The sequence below is a fragment of the Amycolatopsis halotolerans genome (assembly GCF_042647905.1).
Classification (GTDB): Bacteria; Actinomycetota; Actinomycetes; order Mycobacteriales; family Pseudonocardiaceae; genus Amycolatopsis; species Amycolatopsis halotolerans.
The window spans coordinates 39823-56371 of the sequence record NZ_JBHRWI010000015.1 but is presented as its reverse complement, the minus strand read 5'-3'; the positions used below and the strand labels follow the sequence as shown (position 1 = coordinate 56371).

At 69.4% G+C, this 16549-nt stretch carries 16 protein-coding genes; 12 read left to right on the top strand and 4 right to left on the bottom strand.

Annotated features, from left to right (window positions below; genetic code table 11):
* Positions 1–3: 3 nt before the first annotated feature.
* Genes ACFORO_RS10630 through ACFORO_RS10615 form a run of 4 tightly spaced genes read left to right on the top strand, consistent with a single transcriptional unit; the run spans position 4 to position 3383 of the window.
* Positions 4–873 (top strand): 3-hydroxyacyl-CoA dehydrogenase family protein, encoded by an 870-nt coding sequence (locus tag ACFORO_RS10630; protein WP_377868647.1) that lies wholly within the window; start codon positions 4–6, stop codon positions 871–873.
* Entirely contained in the window at positions 873–1148 is a 276-nt protein-coding gene (locus ACFORO_RS10625; protein WP_377868648.1) for an acyl carrier protein, read from the top strand. Before ACFORO_RS10630 ends, ACFORO_RS10625 begins: the two co-directional genes overlap by 1 nt.
* A complete protein-coding gene (locus ACFORO_RS10620) occupies positions 1141–2277 on the top strand; it encodes an acyl-CoA dehydrogenase family protein (protein ID WP_377868649.1) in 1137 nt (378 codons plus the stop codon). Before ACFORO_RS10625 ends, ACFORO_RS10620 begins: the two co-directional genes overlap by 8 nt.
* Positions 2274–3383, top strand: coding sequence for an HAD-IIIC family phosphatase (locus ACFORO_RS10615; protein ID WP_377868650.1), 1110 nt, complete (start codon positions 2274–2276; stop codon positions 3381–3383). The genes ACFORO_RS10620 and ACFORO_RS10615 overlap by 4 nt, the downstream gene beginning before the upstream one ends.
* Here the strand turns inward: ACFORO_RS10615 and ACFORO_RS10610 are convergent.
* Positions 3355–4023: an O-methyltransferase gene (locus tag ACFORO_RS10610; RefSeq protein WP_377868651.1), complete on the bottom strand. Its 669-nt coding sequence runs from the start codon at positions 4021–4023 to the stop codon at positions 3355–3357. The two genes, ACFORO_RS10615 and ACFORO_RS10610, sit on opposite strands and share 29 nt — an antisense overlap.
* 373 nt (positions 4024–4396) lie before the next feature.
* On the opposite strand from ACFORO_RS10610, the gene ACFORO_RS10605 reads away from it, so the two are divergent.
* The 5 genes from ACFORO_RS10605 to ACFORO_RS10585 all read left to right on the top strand — a co-directional run bounded on the left by ACFORO_RS10605 (position 4397) and on the right by ACFORO_RS10585 (position 11018).
* On the top strand, positions 4397–5773 hold the full coding sequence (locus ACFORO_RS10605) for an SUMF1/EgtB/PvdO family nonheme iron enzyme (protein WP_377868652.1): 1377 nt from the start codon (positions 4397–4399) through the stop codon (positions 5771–5773).
* Between the two features lie 214 nt (positions 5774–5987).
* A complete protein-coding gene (locus ACFORO_RS10600; RefSeq protein WP_377868653.1) occupies positions 5988–7625 on the top strand; it encodes an ABC transporter substrate-binding protein in 1638 nt (545 codons plus the stop codon).
* Entirely contained in the window at positions 7622–8695 is a 1074-nt protein-coding gene (locus tag ACFORO_RS10595; protein ID WP_377868654.1) for a hypothetical protein, read from the top strand. The genes ACFORO_RS10600 and ACFORO_RS10595 overlap by 4 nt, the downstream gene beginning before the upstream one ends.
* Positions 8692–9768, top strand: a complete 1077-nt coding sequence (locus tag ACFORO_RS10590; RefSeq protein WP_354734972.1) for a mandelate racemase/muconate lactonizing enzyme family protein — start codon at positions 8692–8694, stop codon at positions 9766–9768. The genes ACFORO_RS10595 and ACFORO_RS10590 overlap by 4 nt, the downstream gene beginning before the upstream one ends.
* Positions 9765–11018: an MFS transporter gene (locus tag ACFORO_RS10585; protein WP_377868655.1), complete on the top strand. Its 1254-nt coding sequence runs from the start codon at positions 9765–9767 to the stop codon at positions 11016–11018. Before ACFORO_RS10590 ends, ACFORO_RS10585 begins: the two co-directional genes overlap by 4 nt.
* 24 nt (positions 11019–11042) lie before the next feature.
* Here ACFORO_RS10585 and ACFORO_RS10580 read toward each other — a convergent pair whose 3' ends face one another.
* From ACFORO_RS10580 to ACFORO_RS10570, 3 genes are read right to left on the bottom strand one after another with little or no spacing between them, the layout of a single operon-like run.
* Entirely contained in the window at positions 11043–11495 is a 453-nt protein-coding gene (locus ACFORO_RS10580; RefSeq protein WP_377868656.1) for a pyridoxamine 5'-phosphate oxidase family protein, read from the bottom strand.
* Positions 11492–12463: an ATP-grasp domain-containing protein gene (locus ACFORO_RS10575; protein ID WP_354734969.1), complete on the bottom strand. Its 972-nt coding sequence runs from the start codon at positions 12461–12463 to the stop codon at positions 11492–11494. The genes ACFORO_RS10580 and ACFORO_RS10575 overlap by 4 nt, the downstream gene beginning before the upstream one ends.
* Positions 12460–13347: a GNAT family N-acetyltransferase gene (locus ACFORO_RS10570; protein ID WP_377868657.1), complete on the bottom strand. Its 888-nt coding sequence runs from the start codon at positions 13345–13347 to the stop codon at positions 12460–12462. Before ACFORO_RS10570 ends, ACFORO_RS10575 begins: the two co-directional genes overlap by 4 nt.
* A 289-nt stretch (positions 13348–13636) precedes the next feature.
* Here ACFORO_RS10570 and ACFORO_RS10565 point away from each other — a divergent pair, with 289 nt between their 5' ends.
* From ACFORO_RS10565 to ACFORO_RS10555, 3 genes are read left to right on the top strand one after another with little or no spacing between them, the layout of a single operon-like run.
* Positions 13637–14422 (top strand): methyltransferase domain-containing protein, encoded by a 786-nt coding sequence (locus ACFORO_RS10565; RefSeq protein ID WP_377868658.1) that lies wholly within the window; start codon positions 13637–13639, stop codon positions 14420–14422.
* Positions 14419–15345, top strand: coding sequence for a 2OG-Fe(II) oxygenase family protein (locus tag ACFORO_RS10560; protein ID WP_377868659.1), 927 nt, complete (start codon positions 14419–14421; stop codon positions 15343–15345). The genes ACFORO_RS10565 and ACFORO_RS10560 overlap by 4 nt, the downstream gene beginning before the upstream one ends.
* A complete protein-coding gene (locus ACFORO_RS10555) occupies positions 15342–16199 on the top strand; it encodes a prenyltransferase/squalene oxidase repeat-containing protein (RefSeq protein ID WP_377868660.1) in 858 nt (285 codons plus the stop codon). Before ACFORO_RS10560 ends, ACFORO_RS10555 begins: the two co-directional genes overlap by 4 nt.
* Positions 16200–16549 lie beyond the last annotated feature (350 nt).

The following is a 16549-nucleotide window of genomic DNA, read 5'->3' as shown; positions in this document are numbered from 1 at the left end:
GGAGTGTTGGCTGCACAATTCGATAATTGTCGGATCGCTGTCTTCGGAGCGGGCGTGATGGGCGTGGACATCGCGACGATGATAGTCAGCCAGGGAATTTCGGTCACGGTCGTCGACGTCAATTCCGCCGCTCTTGAGCGAGCGCGAGAAGGAATAGCCAAGCGGATGCGGCACGCCGCCTTGGCCGGGACGGTCGCGGAGGGGGTCGAACCGGGGAACGTGACGATCGCTGCTTCCTTTTCCTTCGATTCCGAAACCGCGGCCGTGATCGAGGCGATCACCGAACGCGCCGATCTCAAAGCCGGGCTTCTCGCGGAGGTTTCCGCCGCGCTGCCGGCCGGCATCCCGGTGATCACCAATACCTCGGGCATCCCGATCGAGGAAATGGCGGGCTGGGCGGCGCGGCCCGCGGAGGTGGTCGGCGTGCACTTCATGAACCCGGCGTACTTGATAGCCACGGTCGAGGTGGTCAGGGGTCCGTCGACCGGTGCGGCCGCGCTCGACCGGGTGCTGGAGCTGCTCGCCCGGCTGAACCGGAAACCCGTGGTCGTGCGCGACTCGCCCGGGTTCGTCACCAGCAGGCTGCTCCATCCGATGCTCAACGCGGCCGCGCGCCTGGTCGGAGCCGGGACCGCGACCGCGCAGGAGGTGGACGCGCTGATGGAGGGGTGCCTGGGGCATCCGGTCGGTCCCTTGCGCACCGCGGACCTGATCGGTCTCGACAATCTCGTCGATTCGCTCGCGGCCCTTCACGAGCGCACCGGCGAAGAGTCCTGCCGGCCCTGCGGCGTGCTGGAAGAGAAGGTGCGGAACGGTCACCTCGGCCGCAAAAGCGGCCAGGGTTTCTACGATTACGGGAAGGAACCGTGGTAATGACCGCTCTACCCGCCGAAAGCGTTTCGGTCATCCAGGACGAGATCGCCGGCTACCTCGAAAAACGGGTCAAGGCCCCGATTCTCCCGGAACAGGACCTGTTCGCCGCCGGGCTTGTTTCCTCCCTGTTCGCGATGGAACTCATCCTCCACCTGGAGGAGAGCTATTCCGTGACGATCGCCGGGCCCGATCTGAGACTGGAGAACTTCCGCACTGTCCGGCAGATGACCGAACTGGTGTCCCGGCTGGGCGGCTTGGCGGGCACCGGTGGCTGACCTCCCGCCCGCCGCCCGCGCGATGGTCGCCGACCTCGTCGGAGACCGGGCAGGCGACTGGGACCTGGCGGGGGCCGTGCCGGGGGAAGTGATCAGGAAGCTCGGTTCCGCGGGGTTGCTGTGCGCTCAGGTGTCTGCCCGGCACGGCGGTCTGGGGCTGAACTTCCGGGACGACGGGCAGTGGACCGCGTATGTCGGGAGTCTGTGCAGTTCCCTGCGCAGTCTCATGACCTCGCAGGGCATGGCCGCCTGGAGCGTCAGCCGTTTCGGGGACGAGGAACAACGGGCCGGGTACCTTTCCCGGCTGACCGGCGGAGATCTCGCCGCGGTGGGCTTCACCGAGGCCGGCGCCGGCAGCGATCTGTCGGCGATGCGCGCCCGGATCCGCCGCGACGGCGACTCGATCGTCGTTGACGGGCACAAACGGTGGATGACCGGCGCGCGGTATGCCGACCTGCTGCTGGTCTTCGGGCGCTTCGAAGACGGAGCGGCGGCGGTGATGGTGCCGGCCGAGGCGGCGGGGGTGAGCGTGGAGCCGGTCGCGGATCCTTCGGGCTGCCGCGCCGCCGGGCACGCCGACGTCCGGCTGAACGAAGTGCGGTTGCCGTCCGCCGCTCTTCTCGGCGGCGTCGCGTTGCCCCTTCCGTTGCTCGTGACCACGGCGTTGGGATACGGGCGTCTTTCGGTGGCTTGGGGATGTGTGGGAATCCTGCGCGCGTGCCTGGCGAGCGCCGCCGCGCACGCGCAGCGGCGAGAGCAGTTCGGCGTCCCGTTGAAGGCGAATCAGCTGATCGCGCGTCATCTGGCCGGACTGTTCTCCGGCGAGCAGATCGCGACCCGGTTGTGCGAGCACGCGAGCGCGTGCTGGGACACCCGCTCGCCGGAACTCGTGGTGGCCACCGTGCTGGCCAAACAGGTCGCGGCGGAACAGGCTGTGCGCGGAGCCGCGACGGCGGCACAGGTGCTCGCCTCGGCGGGCGCGCACGGCGGGCACGTCGTCGCGCGAGCGCACCGGGACGCGAAACTCATGGAGATCATCGAAGGCACGGCGGAGATCTCCCAGTTGATCCTCGCCGATCACGTGACAGCGCACTCGCCGCTGCCCGCCGCTGAGGAGAAGAACCTTTGACCGCTTCGGCTGAACTGGTGAAATGTCTCGTCTGGGATCTGGACGAGACCCTGTGGCGGGGAACGCTCGCCGAGGGCGACCGTCCGGTGCTGCCGGCCGCGGTGCGGGAGGTGGTCGAGACTCTGGATTCCCGGGGGATTCTCCAGTCGATCGCGAGCCGGAACGACCACGAGCAGGCGATGGCCCGGCTGGAGGAGCTCGGGATCGCCGAGTACTTCGTGCTGCCCTCGATCGGCTGGGGACGAAAATCCGATGCGGTGCGGGCGATCGCCGACGAGCTGGGGTTCGCCTACCGCACGATCGCCTTCGTCGACGACCAGCACACCGAGCGGGCGGAAGTGGAGTTCCACCTCCCCGAGGTGCGCTGCTACGCGGCCGAAGACGCGGTCCGGCTGGCCGGTCTGCCGGAGTTCGTCCCGCGTTCCCGCACCGCCGATTCCCGCCGGCGGCGGCAGCTCTACCAGGCGGGATTCCGGCGCGCGGCCGAACGGGCCGCTTTCGCCGGGCCGGACGAGGGGTTCTTGCGCTCCCTCGATCTGCGGCTCGACGTGCGCCGGGCCTCGGGCGACGACCTCGCCCGGGTCGAGGAACTCACCCTCCGCACGAGCCAGATGAACGCGACCGGGGTGCACTACGACGCCGCCGCGTTGGGCGAGCTGACGCGCGACAGCGGGCACGAGGTGCTGACCGCCGCCTTGACCGATCGGATCGGGCCGCACGGGGCGGTGGGAATCGTGCTGCTCGAAACCGGGGTTTCGAATTGGCGGCTGAAGCTGCTGGCGACCTCGTGCCGGGCGGTTCCGTTCGGCGTCGGCTCGGTGCTGCTCGGCTGGCTCGCGGACCAGGCCGCGCTGGCCGGGGTGCACCTCAGCGCGGACTTCCGTCCCACCGGGCGCAACCGGATGATGGAGGTCGCCTACCGCTTCGCCGGCTTCGCCGAACAAGAGTGTTCCTGTCTGCCCGGACGCGGTGGCTCCGGTCCGGACGAGGAAGTCCAGCGGTTGCACCTGATTCCGGACCGGCAGGCGCCTCCCGCCACGATGCGGTTGTCCGTTCCGGATCTCGCCGGGCCGCGGCTCAGCCGGTCTTCTTCCGGACCAGAGTGACCCCGTCGGCGACCGGAAGGAGGCTGAGGTCGATCCGGTCGTCGGCGCGCAGTTCGGCGTTGAGCCGGGACACCTCGGCCGTTTCCGGGTCGCTTTCGGCTGGGTCGAGCACCCGGCCGAACAGGAGCGTATTGTCCACGACGATCAGGCCGCCCGGGCGCAGCAGCTCGAAGGACAATCGGTAATAGTTCCGGTAATTGCTTTTATCGGCGTCGATGAAAACGAAATCGAATGTCTCGCGGTGCCCCGTCGCGAGAAGCTGCTCGAGGTATTCCCGGGCGTCTCCGAGGTGTTGTTCGATCCTGTCTTCGAGTCCCGCGCGCGCCCAGTGGGGCGCGCCGATGCCCGGCCACTTCGCGGCGAGGTCGCACGTGAGGATCTTCCCGTCCGCGGGCAGCGCGGACGCCATCCAAAGCGTGCCGTATCCGGTGAAAGTGCCTAATTCCAGTGCTTTCCGGGCGCCGCTGAGCCGGATCAGCAGCGCAAGCAGCTGCCCCTCCTCGGGCGGGATGCGCAAGGCGTCGCCGGCCGGGAGCGTCGCGGTCTCTTCGCGGAGCCGGCGCAGGACATCGCTTTCGCGCAGCGACGTGTCGCGAACGTACTGCAGCAGTCGCGCCGGGATGAACGTGCGGTCTGTCATATTTCGATATTAGGCGCTTCGCGGTCTCCGAGGCGAGTGCCCGTTGCGGTGCGAACCGGAAGTTGAACAAACACCGCCCCACGAAAAGACCATTGTCCGCTCTTTGTCGCTGGCACTAGTATCTGAGATGCGCTCACAGGTATCGGTTTTATCGGTGCTGCTGAACCCAGCGATTATGTGGCGCTTTCCCGGACAATACGAGCAAAGGGGGTGTCATGTCGTACTCCAAGCAGTGGCAGAAGGCGCGCGAAGCCCGCAAGGTGCGCCCGGTTCTGTCGGTCGTGTCCAAGTGGTGATCGTGCTGCGGTAGCAGGCTGATAGACGGCGGAGCCCGGCGTTCCCGGACTCCGCCGTCCACCCCATGGAGGGCTCTGTGGCTCATTGGCGAGAACTGCTTCCCGAAAAGCAGCTGTTCGAGCGGCAGCTTCGCCCGGAAGCGCTGAAAGCGGATCTGGCCGCGCTGGGACAAGCGGTCGCGCGCTGTCCGGACGGCGAGATCGAGGAGGCCTGCGCGGTCGCGGCGATGCACGAGCTGCCGTGGGTGCGGCAAGCCTTGCTGAGGGCGCTCGCGGTCCGGGCCCCGCAGCATGACGAGGTGCGCGCGGCGGTGGGGTGGCTCACGCACGACTACGAGGATTTCGTCGCGTTCGAAGCCGTGACCCTGGCGGGCGAACTGCGGTTGCGGGAGGTGCTCGCGGACCTGCTGGTCATCGTCGGCAGGGCGAGCGAGCGCGTGACCGGCTTCGCCGGCAAGCCGGTGGGCATCGGCCACGCGGTCGTCCTGCGGGCGATCACGGCGATCATCGGCAGCACGGACCAGGCGGTCCTGCGCTCGGTCGAAGACGAACTGTTCGCCGAGGGCGTCGACCAGGCCGAGTATCCGGCCCGGCCGGTCGAGGACGCGGCGGACGGCGGTTCGCACGAGCACGGGTCGATGGCGGCGGTGCCAGGGGGAGTCGTGCTCGGCGGACCGCCGCCCGCCTTCGCCGGCGAGAACCTGCTGTTCGACTGGAACGATCCGCCGGAAGAACGGCACTGCGCCGGTTTCCGGATCGACAAGCTGCCGGTGAGCAACGCCGAGTACGACCTGTTCGCCGGGTCGCCCGCGGCGCTCCGGCACCGGTTCTGCCACCCGCGGGAGCCGAAGGGCAAACTGCATCTGCGCAACACCCTGCTGGATTCCCGCAGCGGCCCCGGCCATCCGGTCACCGGGGTCGACTGGTTCGACGCGTACGCCTACGCCCGGTCGCTCGGCAAGCGCCTGCCCACCGAGACCGAGTGGCAGCGTGCGGGCGAAGGGCCCGACCGCCGCGCTTACCCGTGGGGCGACGAGTTCGACGGGGCGCGCACCCGGTGCCTGCCGCCGCCTTCCGGGAACGGGTGGGCGACTGTCGACCGCTGGCGGGACGAACTGCTGGGCCTGGCCGACGACCCGCCGGCGCACACGGCGCGGGAACGGGGGATGCCCGGCAACGTCAGCCCGTTCGGGGTCGGCGACCTGTCCGGCAATGTCTGGGAATGGACGTCGTCCTGTTTCGACGGCCCGGCCTTCAGCCCGGTCGGAACCGACCGCGACGCCATCGACGTCATCTACGACCAGCGCTCCTACGTGGTGATCAAGGGCGGGACCTGGACGTCGCTCCCGGAACAGGCCTCGCTCGCCTTTCGCGGCCGAGACCTCGCCTTCGACCGGCATTTCGAGATCGGTTTCCGCTGTGTGTGCGACTGCGGCGGGGACGGCGCCCGATGACGGTCGCCCAGGGCCGCCGGTTCACCGGACTGGAGGTGCGGTGAACCGGCGGCGGGGAAGGTCCGGCCGCGGCGCGAGCGGACGGAGCAGGGGACCAGCGACGACCGGTCGCAGCGAAAACGCGCGTGCCGCCGGGCGCGCGGCGAACCAGGCACGGCGGCGCGGGCCCGGACCGGGATCCCGCCGCGGCGCCGCATCGGGAGGGCAGTGAGCCGTGGGTACCGAATCCTCTGTGGTGATCGACGCGTTCGACGATCCGGCCACGCTCGATCCGCACAAGGCCTTCGAGACCGGGTCCCGGCATCCGGTGCTGAACCTGTACCAGGGCCTGCTCGGGCTGACCGACGACGACGAGTTCCGCCCGCTGCTGGCGGCCGCCGAACCCGAGGCGACGCCGCACGGGGACGGCTGGCGCGTAGTCGTGCCGGTGCGGAAAGGAATCCGGTTCCACGACGGGACCGAAATGACCGCCGACGACGTCTGGTATTCGGTGAGCCGGGCGGCGATCACGGCGGACGGCCCGGCCGGTCTGCTCGCGGACGTGCTGCTGGGCGCTCCGATCGACCGGCTCGGACCGGAGGCCGCCGCCGCGATGCTGCGGCGGATCAGTCGTTCCGGCGACGAACTCGTGCTCGACCTCGCCCGGCCTTACGCGCCGCTGAAGCATTTCCTGGTCCATTGGTCGCTGGTGGTGAGCCGGTCCTGGTGCGCCGCGCGAGGGGAGTGGGACGGTTCGCCCGGCGCCGTGGAGCGCTTCCTGAACCGCGGCGCCTCGGCGCTGGACGACCAGGCCAACGGCACCGGTCCCTACCGGCTGGAGGAGTGGGACCGGGCGGCCCGGGAACTGCGGTTCGCCCGGTGGGAACAGCCGGGCGCGCGGCGAGGCCCCGCCGGAATCGTCCTGCGCTCGGTCGACGACCGGATGGAACGGGAGAAGGACCTGCTGGCCGGGGCCTGCGATTTCTCGGTGTGCCAGCCCGAATCCGTGCAGCGTCTCGGCGATCTGGGACAGACCGTGCTGGAGAAGCTGCCCGCGGAATGGAGCATCAACCCGCTGGCGTTCATCGCCCAGCGCGTGCGGCCGGATTCGGAATTCCTCGGGTCCGGGGAATTCGGGCCGGACGGGCTGCGCCCGGACGCGTTCGCCGACGTGCACCTGCGCCGGATGCTGCCGCTGTGCTTCGACCACGAGCGCTACGTGCGCGAAGTCCTCGACGGCGAAGGGATCCCGCACATCCCGCCGTTCCCCGCTCCGGCCCTGCCCGGGACGTCTCCCCGGCCGCTCGCGCGCGATCTCGACCGGGCGGCGTTCGAGTTCCGCTCCGCCTGGGGCGGCGAGGCGGCCCGTGCCGGGTGCCGGATCGTGATCGCGACCCACGGGACGAACGTGTCGCGTGCGCGGGCCGCGGAGTTCCTGGCCGACGGGCTCACCCGGATCAGTCCCAAGATCACCGTGGAGATCTTCGAAACCGACCTGCCGCGGCTGACGGAACTGCTGTATCAGGGCAAGTGCCCGCTCGTGTGGGCCGGCTGGGCCAGCGACTTCATGCACCCGCACGCTTTCGTGTCCGCGTTGCTCGACCCGCGGGCCACTCTCCCCTCGGCACTGGGCTTTCGGGACGAGGTCCTGTCGGGGCTGGTGGAAGCGGCGCGCGGGGCGGAAGGCCCGCTCCAGGAGCCGGTCTACCGTGCGATCGCGCGGTACGCGGAGGATCAGGCGTATTACTTCGCTCCGCCCGGGAAAATCAGCTACATGACCTACAACAAGCGCTGGCACGGCGTGCGGCTGATGCACCAGATGTCGAATGTCCTGGACTTCTCCAGCTTCGAGGAACGGGTCCCGGCCGAATGAACGATCAGTGGACCTGGGCGACGGTCGCGGATCCGGCCGTGCTGGAGCCGGAACCGCCGTCGATGCCGCCGCGCGAGGCGCAGGACTGGTGCAACTTCGTCGTGTGGATGCCGACGGAACTCCCCGCCGACGTGGTGCCGGAAGCGGCCAGCGTGCGGAAGGAAGCCCCGCCCGGCAGGCCGACGAGCTCCGCGGGGCGTGCCACGTGGTCCGAGTGCAATCCGTCGTCCTTCCGGTTCGAGCTGGCCGGGCACGAACGGCGGGCGCGGGTCAAGCAGTTCCTCTACGATTGGGCCTTCCCCGCGCTGGACCATCCCTCGCTGTTCGGAAATCCCGCGACGCCCGTCGTGCTCGACGACCGCTACGTCCTCTGGACCGGGACCGACCACAAAGGGAATTCCGCGGCCACCGCCAGGATCGCGCGCACCACGATCGAATTCTCGGTGCTGCGGGGCGAGTTCACCGAGGCCGAGGTGCTCGGCGTTTTCCGTTCCCTGGCCCCGGCGGTCCCGGAGGCGCTGCCCGGGATCGCGCGCATCCCGTTCCCGGAACTCGGCTACTGGGCGCGGCATCCCACCGCCGCGGTGGTGGAGGTCCCCACCGGCCTGTGGCGGTTTCCCCGGGAAGAAGGGGAAAACCACGTCGTCTGGCTCGAGGACGCGGCGGCCGGGCACGACGGCGTGCGGCTGCCGGGCCGGCTGGGCGGGATGAATCTCGACGGCGCGGCCGTCTTCAGCGACGGAGCCGGTGCGACGGAACTGGAGGCGGTGTACGCGGGCGGCCCGGACCGGGGGCACGAGCTTCGGCTGGTGGTCCAGCGGAAGGGGAAGGGCCGCCTCGAATGGCCTCCGGCGCCGGAGCGGGTCGCCGCCCTTCGCACCCCGGTGAAGGGCGATCAGTGGCAAGGCATGCTCGCCTGCCTCGACGAGAACGTCGGCCCGTGCGACGCGGTCGTGGAGATTCCCGCCGCCGATCTCGAGCTGAGACTCTGCGGCAGCACCGGCCCGGGGATGGGCAGGACGTGGTTTTCCGGAGTGGTCCGCCAGGTGTGCGAAGCGGGGCTGCGATGAGCGGCGTCCGGCTCGAATCCGTGACGGTCGGGCTGGACTGGCGTGCCGCGTTCGCCAACGCCTATGTCCGGGTCAGCGGGTTCAGCACCACCATTGTCCGGCTTCGGCCGGACCCGGAGTCCGGGCTGGAGGGGATCGGGGAGGCGGCGCCGTCCATGCTGGGCCGGGAATCGGCCCGCACCGTGGCCGCCGATTACGCGAGCCTGTCCGGATCCGGTCTGCTGCGGGACGTCCGGGCGGACGACCCGGAGACCTGGGCGCCCGTGCTGCGGGCGCTGTCGGGGCGCCCCGCCGCGCTGGCCGGGGTGGAGACGGCGCTGCTGGATCTGTCCGCCAAGGAGGCCGGACTGCCGCTGTGGCGGTGGTGGGGGTTGTCCGGGACCGGGCCGACCAGGACGTTCTTCACCATCCCCATGGTCGGCGGAGCCGAACTGGAGCACTGGATCGGTCTCGGGACCGAACTGGGAGCCACCCGGCTCAAGGTCAAGGTGGGCAATCCGGGAGCCGAACCGCGGTCGGCGGCGGCCGACCGGCTCCGCCGGACTCGGGCCGGGTTTCCGCAAGCGCCGATCAGGGTGGACGCGAACGCCGCGTGGGAGCTCGAGGACGCGGCGGATTTCGCGGGCGAACTGCTCCGGTGGGAGGTCGGTTCGCTGGAGGAGCCGCTGGCCGAAGGAGCCTCGGTCCAGGATTTCGCCGACCTGCGCGCACTGACGGGGCTGCCGGTGTTCGCCGACGAGTTCTGCACTTCGCCGCGGGCTTTGGCCCGCGCGGCCGACCGTTACGACGGGGTGGTGCTGAAAACGCAGAACTGGGGCGGTCTCGGCCGGACCCGCCGCGCGATCGAAACGGCGCGCCGGAACGGCTTGGCGGTCTGTCTCGGCTGCAACGCCGAGACCTCGGTCTCCATCGGCGCGTCCGCTCAGCTCGCGTCGCTGGCCGACGACCTCGACCTGGACAGTGCCCTGCTGATTCACGAAGATCCCTTCATGGCGTCCGGAATCGAAGGCACGGAAATCCTTCCGGGTTCGGCGCCGGGCATCGGGGCGCGGGAAGCCGGTGCGCCGCGGTGAGGACACGGACCGAGAACCTGGTGCGGAACCGGGGTTTCCGGATGCTGTGGGCGGCGGAGTCGGTCAGCCAGGTCGGGTTCATGGCGGCGCAGACCACGGTGCCCCTGATCGCGGTGGCACTGCTGGCGGTGTCGCCGTTCGAGATGGGCGTGCTGACCGCCGCCGGCACGATCTCGTTCCTGCTCATCGGTTTGCCCGCGGGCGTGTGGCTCGACCGGCTGAACGTGCTGCGGTGCCTGATCTGGGCGAGCCTGGTCCGGCTGGCGGTGATCAGCACCGTCCCGATCGCGATCTGGGCGGGTTTCCTGAGCTTCCCGCAGCTGACGACGGTCGTGCTGATCGCCGGCGCGGCCGGGGTGTTCTTCGACGTGGGATACCAGAGTTACGTGCCCCGCCTCGTCAGCCGTTCCTCGCTCGTGGACGGCAACGGGAAGCTCGAAGCCAGCCGCTCCACCGCACAGGCGGCGGGACCCGCGCTGGGCGGCGGACTGGTGCAGGGCGTCGGCGGAGCCCTGGCGGTCGGCGCCACCGCTTTGTGCTACGCGATTTCCTCGCTGATCCTGCTGCGCATGCGGCCCGTCGCCGGTCCGCCGAAGGACGAGGAGCGCGCCGACCGGCACCTGTGGCGCGAGATCCGCGAAGGACTCCGGTTCGTCTCGACCCACCGGGTGCTGCGTTCGCTGACCTTGTGCAGCGCCAGTCTGCTGCTGTTCACCGGCATCGCCAACGCGGTGCTGGTGCTGTTTCTCGCCCGGAGCCTGCTGCTCTCCTCGGCGGAGGTGGGGCTGGTGCTCGCCGCGGGCGGGCTCAGCGGCGTGCTGGCCGGGATCCTCGTCGGCCGCGCCGGGAGAATCTTCGGGACCGCGCGGCTGATCTGGCTCGCCGCGGGGCTCACGTGGCCGTTGGCCGTGCTGCTGCCGCTGTCTCAAGCGTGGGGCGGAGTCGCGCTTTTCGCGGTGGCCTGGTCGGTGATCGGCTTCGGCTCCGTGCTGTTCAACGTGGCTCAGGTGAGCTGCCGGCAAGCCTTGTGCCCGCCTGGGCTTCTCGGCCGGATGAACGCGACCGTGCGGTTCCTGACCTGGAGCGCGTTGCCGGCCGGCGGGCTGCTCGGCGGTGTGCTCGGCGAGAGCTGGGGAATCGGGACCGCTTTCCTCGTCGGGGCCGTCGGGATGGGGCTTTCCCCGTTGTGGCTGTTCTTCACGCCGCTGTGGCGCATGCGGGACATCCCGGACCGTCCGGACGAGGGTTAGCGCGGGACCGCCCGGCCTCGCCGGTCACGCGCTTTCGAGCCACTTCCCGTCGCGCATGACCGTCCGCCCCTTGATCTCGTCGGGCCCGCGCCAGACCTGGACGCGGTCCGGGGTCAGCACCATCACCACCCAGCTCTCGCCGAGCCCCCTGGCGTCCCAGCCCGTTCGGTCGGCGAACAGGTCCAGCGCGCCGGCCGGAGCCTCCGCCTGCGGGAACACCTGCGCGGTGGCGGAGACGAGGACTACGTCGCGGCTGTCTCCGACAAAGAGTTTCGCCTTCGGGTTGCCGGCCAGATTCCTGGCCGTCGCGTTCTTCCCGTCCGTGGTGAGAATGATGCGCTCGCCGTCCCAAGCCAGGGAGAAGGGCACGAGAGCGGGATTGCCGTCCGTATCGGCGGACGCCAGCCAGACGTCGGCTTCGGTTTCGAGTTTGTGGCGCGCGTCCTGTTGCCGTTGCTCGAGTGTTCGCTCCGTCATGACTCGACCTTAGCGAGCCGGTCCGAGCTTTCAAGGGCGTGCACCAGCATGTCGGCGAAGGCGCTGCCGACTCCGTCCGGCGTCCTGTGCAGCGAATCGTCGGCGACGTGTCGCCAGAAAGAGATCGTGGGATTGACTTCCAGGATGGTCAGCGAGCCGTCGAGTCCTTCGGCGAAGTCGACGCAGGAGTGCTCCAGGCCGAAACAGCGGGTGGCCGCGACGACCGTGTCGACGAGCTCGGCGGTGCACTCGTAAGGCTCGACGAGCTGGGGGTTCTCGCGGGTTTTCTCGTCCGCTGGCGAATGGAGCGTCTTGCGCTGATAGCACGCCACCACCTGGTCTTCGATGCACATCGCCCGCACATCGCTTCCGGTGTTCGGCACGAATTCCTGCGCGCACATCGACTCGTGCGTCCGGAGTAGGTACGAGAGCTTGATTTCGTTTCCCAGGGAGAGCTCGTGCGGCGTGTCCGGACTCCGGAAATCGACCTGGTCGCGCAGCAGCACGTTATCGGTGGACGCGATGCCGTGCACCGGTTTGAAAACCACGTCCCCCCATTCGCGCAGGCACTCGGAAGCGTGCTCCAGCGTCCGGACCAGCCTCGTGCGCGGGACCGGCAGGCCCGCGCGCGCGAGCACGTCGACCGACAGGACCTTGTTGTGCGCCTGCTGCACCCCGGACGCCGCGTTGACCACCCGGATGCCCGCGTTCTCGAGCATGGCCAGCGAGTCGAAGACCGAGACCGCCTCGGAGATCCGGCTGAAGAAGCGGGAGCGGATCAGCACCACCGCGGGATCGACCTGCTCGCCTCGGTGCCGGAGCGGGGAGCCGCCCGCGCTGAAGACCACGTCGTCGTAGTTCAGGTAGGCGGCTTCGAGCCCGCGGCCGCGCAGCGTGTCCAGGAGCCCTTGCATCTCCAGGTACGGGATTCCGCGGTCGAGGATGGCGATGTCGATCTTGGCTGTCATGTGTCGACCTCTTCTCTTTCGGGTGCCGGGACGACGGCTGTGCGGTTCCGGGACAGGAATTCCCGGACCTCGCGGAACTGGCCGCGCGAGTCTCGCCAGCGGGGGAGCAGTACCGGCTCCTCCGCGACAGCGGCGCGGCAGGCGGCGTTGCGGAGCTGGAAACAGTGATGCCAGGACTGGCGGGGCAACGGCACGTCGAGCCCGGCGTAACGGAACCTGTCGTCGTTGTGCAGCCGCTCGGCCAGGTCCGGTCCGACCAGCACGTCGAGATATCCCGTCTCGGTCAGGTCGGGCAGCGTGCCGAGCGTGCTCGCGGTGTCGACGAGGTAGCGCGTGACGCCGAGGGCCGGATGCTTGATCACGGCCGGTTCGAGCACCGCTTCGGGCACCGGGTCGGCTTCTGTCACGGTGAGCACAGAGGAGTGTTTTCCCTGTTTCACCATGTCGTGATACCAGCCGTACCGCAGATTCGCCGGCCGCATTCCGAGGAGGGACTTCAGTCCCTGACTGGCCGCGGTTTCGCACAGGCAGGTGCCGTAGCACAGCAGGCCCGCTCTTCGCACGGCGCGCATCCGCGCTTGCTCCAAGGCGAGGGCGACCCCGTAATCGCGGTGGCCGGGATCGACGGCCATGTTCATGATGTACGCGTACCGCCCATGGGTTTCGAAAGCCGCGTAGCCGACGATTCTTCCTTCGCGCACGGCGGTGAACCTCGTCCTCGAGGCGGATCCCAGCATCGAATGCTCGAAATAGCGGAAGTAGGTGCGCCGGAACAGGTCGCCGATCTCCTCGACGCTGTGCCGGGGCAGGGGCGAGCCTGCCGGGTGCTCGCGGACGACCGCCTCCGGACCCTGTTCTGCCGTGCGGATCTTTTCCGTGTCCATAACCGCTCCCTGGGTCGCCCTGTCGTCGATGTGGCCGGGAAATCGGGTGAGGCGCGAACGCGGGCCTGGGATTTTATCCTAGACACGATCGAGAAGGTCGACAACGGTTATTTTCGTGCTGCTCCGATCGGGTTTCCGGTGATGGTCTTCTTGCCTCTCGGTGGCATTCGTTGCTAGTCTCCGTCGGCGGGGGCGAGAATTGGCGTAAATATGTCGCCGCGGTCGAATGGTTCGCCAGTCGGTATTCGAATCAGGAATCGAGCTGTCTTCTTTCATGAATTCTGCGGCTGTGAATCGATTTCAGGATCTGGACGCCGGGCCGGGGCACCGGGTCGAGGACTATCTCGACACGGTGCGGCGCCTGCACACGTCCCACACCGGGCCGCTGGAAGCGGCGGTGCGCGCGGATCCGGGGCTCTCGGTGCTCGACGTCGGCTGCGGCGTGGGCGGCCGCCTGCTGGAACTCGCCCGGGCGGGGCATCGGGGCGAGCTGGTGGGCATCGACCGGAGCGAGCTCGTGCTCGCCGAGGCGCGCCGCCGGTGCGCTGCCGAGGGGCATGCCGTCACGTTCGTCCACGCGGACGCGGCCGACTCGGAATTCGACGCGGATTTCGACCTCGTGCACTCGGAGCGAGTGCTGATCCACGTCGAGGACGTCGAGACGGTGGTCGCCGCGTACCGGCGTGCGGTGAAGGTCGGCGGCAAGGTGATTGTCTCCGAACCGCACGCGTCGGCATTGGCGGTGAACGTCCCGGACATCCCGCTCACGAACGCGGTTTTCGGCCATGCCCACGGTTCGCTGCGCAATCCGTGGGTATCCGCCCGGCTTCCTTCCCTGCTGCGCGCGGCCGGATTCGCCGACGTGTCCACCACCGGCTGGGTCGGGATCACCGAGAGCCTGCCCGACTTCGACCGCATGCTGCAGCTGACGAGGTGGTCGGAGGCGGCGGTGGCGGCGGGCAGCGTCGACGCCGGCGGGCGGGACCGGTGGCACGCACAGCTGGAAAGCGCTCAGCGGCGTGGAGAGTTCTTGGGCAGCTGGACCGTTTTCACCAGTCAAGGAACGCGAGCGTGACGAGAGGGGACTGGGCCATGACGACGTCGGTTGTCCCGCTGCTGGATCTGCACGACGCTCCCGCGCGATTCCGCGAGCAACTGCTGGCGGGGGCCTCGTGGGGGGCCGCCGAACTGGCGGGAGCCGAGCAGTGCCGCGAACTCGCCCGCCGGACGGAGCTGGCCGCGTCGGAGTTCTTCGCCGGGGACGAGTCCGAGAAAGCGGCCAGCGTCAGCCCGTCGGGGCACCGGAACCGCGGCTGGACCTCGGCGGCGGACGACGACGGGCGGCCGGTCTACGACCGGCTCAGCATCGCCCGCTTCGACGACGCGGCGGCAGCGAGCGCGGGCGGGGTTCCCGCCGAGTACACGGGGTTGTACGAGCATCCGAACGTCTGGCCGTCTCCCGAACTGAAGGCGTTGACCGAGCGGTTCCGGGACTCGGTGGTGCGCACGTGCGAACAGCTCCTCGCGCGCATCAGCGAAGCACTGGGAGTCAAGCCGGACGACCTGTTCGCCGGAGCCCCGGACAACACGAACATCACGCTCACGGAATATCACCCCCGGACGGGATTGCCCGCCGGCGACGGAAACCCGCTGTCCTTCCCCGAGCACAAGGACCGCAGCCTCCTCAGCCTGCTCTCGGAATCCGGCGAGCCGGGACGCCTGCAGATCGAGTCCTTGACCGGGGAATGGCTGACCTGCCGTCCTGATCCGGCCCGGTTCGTCGTGCTGTTCGGCCTCACCGCGGAAAAGCGCACCGGCGGGCTGCTCCGCGCCGGCAACCACCGGGTGCTGCCGCCCCGGACCGGGCGCAGGAGGTCGACCTCCAATTTCTACTTCCCGCACCTCGCGACGCCGACCGGCTCCTTGTTCGGCGAGGTCGCGGCAGAGCGGGAGACGGTCGGTCAGGTGCTGCTCGCGGCGCGAGGAAGGTCGTTGTGACGAATCAGCGCGAGCGGGACCTCGTCGACGGCGAGGTGCTGGCGTTCGTCCGGACCGCCGAGAGCGCCGAAGGCTATCCGCTGGAGTCCTCGGACCGGATCCCGTCGCTGCAGGCCGCGAGATTCGCGAGCGAACTGACGAACTTGGCCGGCCTGCCGGTCTCCGCCCGGACGCTCGCTTTCGTCGCCCAGTGCCGGCGGGGCGAGGCGTTCGCTTTCGAGCGCGAAGGGGACCTGCCGACCCTGCCGGGAACGTACTACGCGCTGCGGGTGCTGACGCTGGCCGGAAAGCCGTGGCGGGAGCCGGCCACGACCCGATGGATCACGGAGCGGTTGTTCGATGACCGAGGGCGGCTGGCTGTCGGCATGGACGAGCTGTTCTACGGTGCGCGGGCGTTGATGCTGCTGGAAGCCGACTTGCCGCAGCCGGCGCGGAAGGAGATCCTCGAGTTCCTTCGGGCGCGCAGGTCGCCCGAAGGCGGCTACGGGCCGGATCGAGGGGAGCCTGCCGACATCCAGCGCACATATTGCGCCATTTCACTGCGCGGCTGGTTGCACGACGGTGCCCGCGTCGAAGAGGACGAGGGCCTCGCCGAGTGGATAGTCGGGTGCCATCGCGACGGCCGGATGCACCTGAGTCCCTCGTCGGGGGAGTGGTCGCTGGGCACCGCCGCCTCCGGACATCGCTGCGCCGATGTCCTGGGGCTCGCGTGGCCGTGGAACGAGGCTCGCGAATTCGCGGAATCCCACCGGCGAGAGGACGGCGGTTTCGGGCTCGGCGCCGCTTCGACGTTGTGGGAGACCTACTGCGGGCTGCGGACAATCCAGTTGGCAGACGAGCACAATCGCCTCTGACCAGACCCCGTGGAACGGTACTCGGGCCGGGGCTTTCGTCGTCCGGGAACGGAACGAACCCCGGGATGGCGAAGTGGTGTGTTGGTCCTGAGCCGTCGAGGTCGTATTCCCCGAGGCATTCGTCCACAATGGATTTGTTTCGGTCGACCCGGCTGCGGCCGACAGCAGTGCGTTCCCGTGGCTGCCGCTTCCGGAGTCGACCGAGGTGCAGCGCCCGGCGGCGATCCCGGCACACCGGATGAAAATCAAGCCGACGTACCCGCGCAAGCGGCAGCGCCGCGCAGATCGACACGGTCTGCCGGCACCTGACCTCCGACGAAGATTCCTCGTGCCAGCCACTCCTGCCAGGT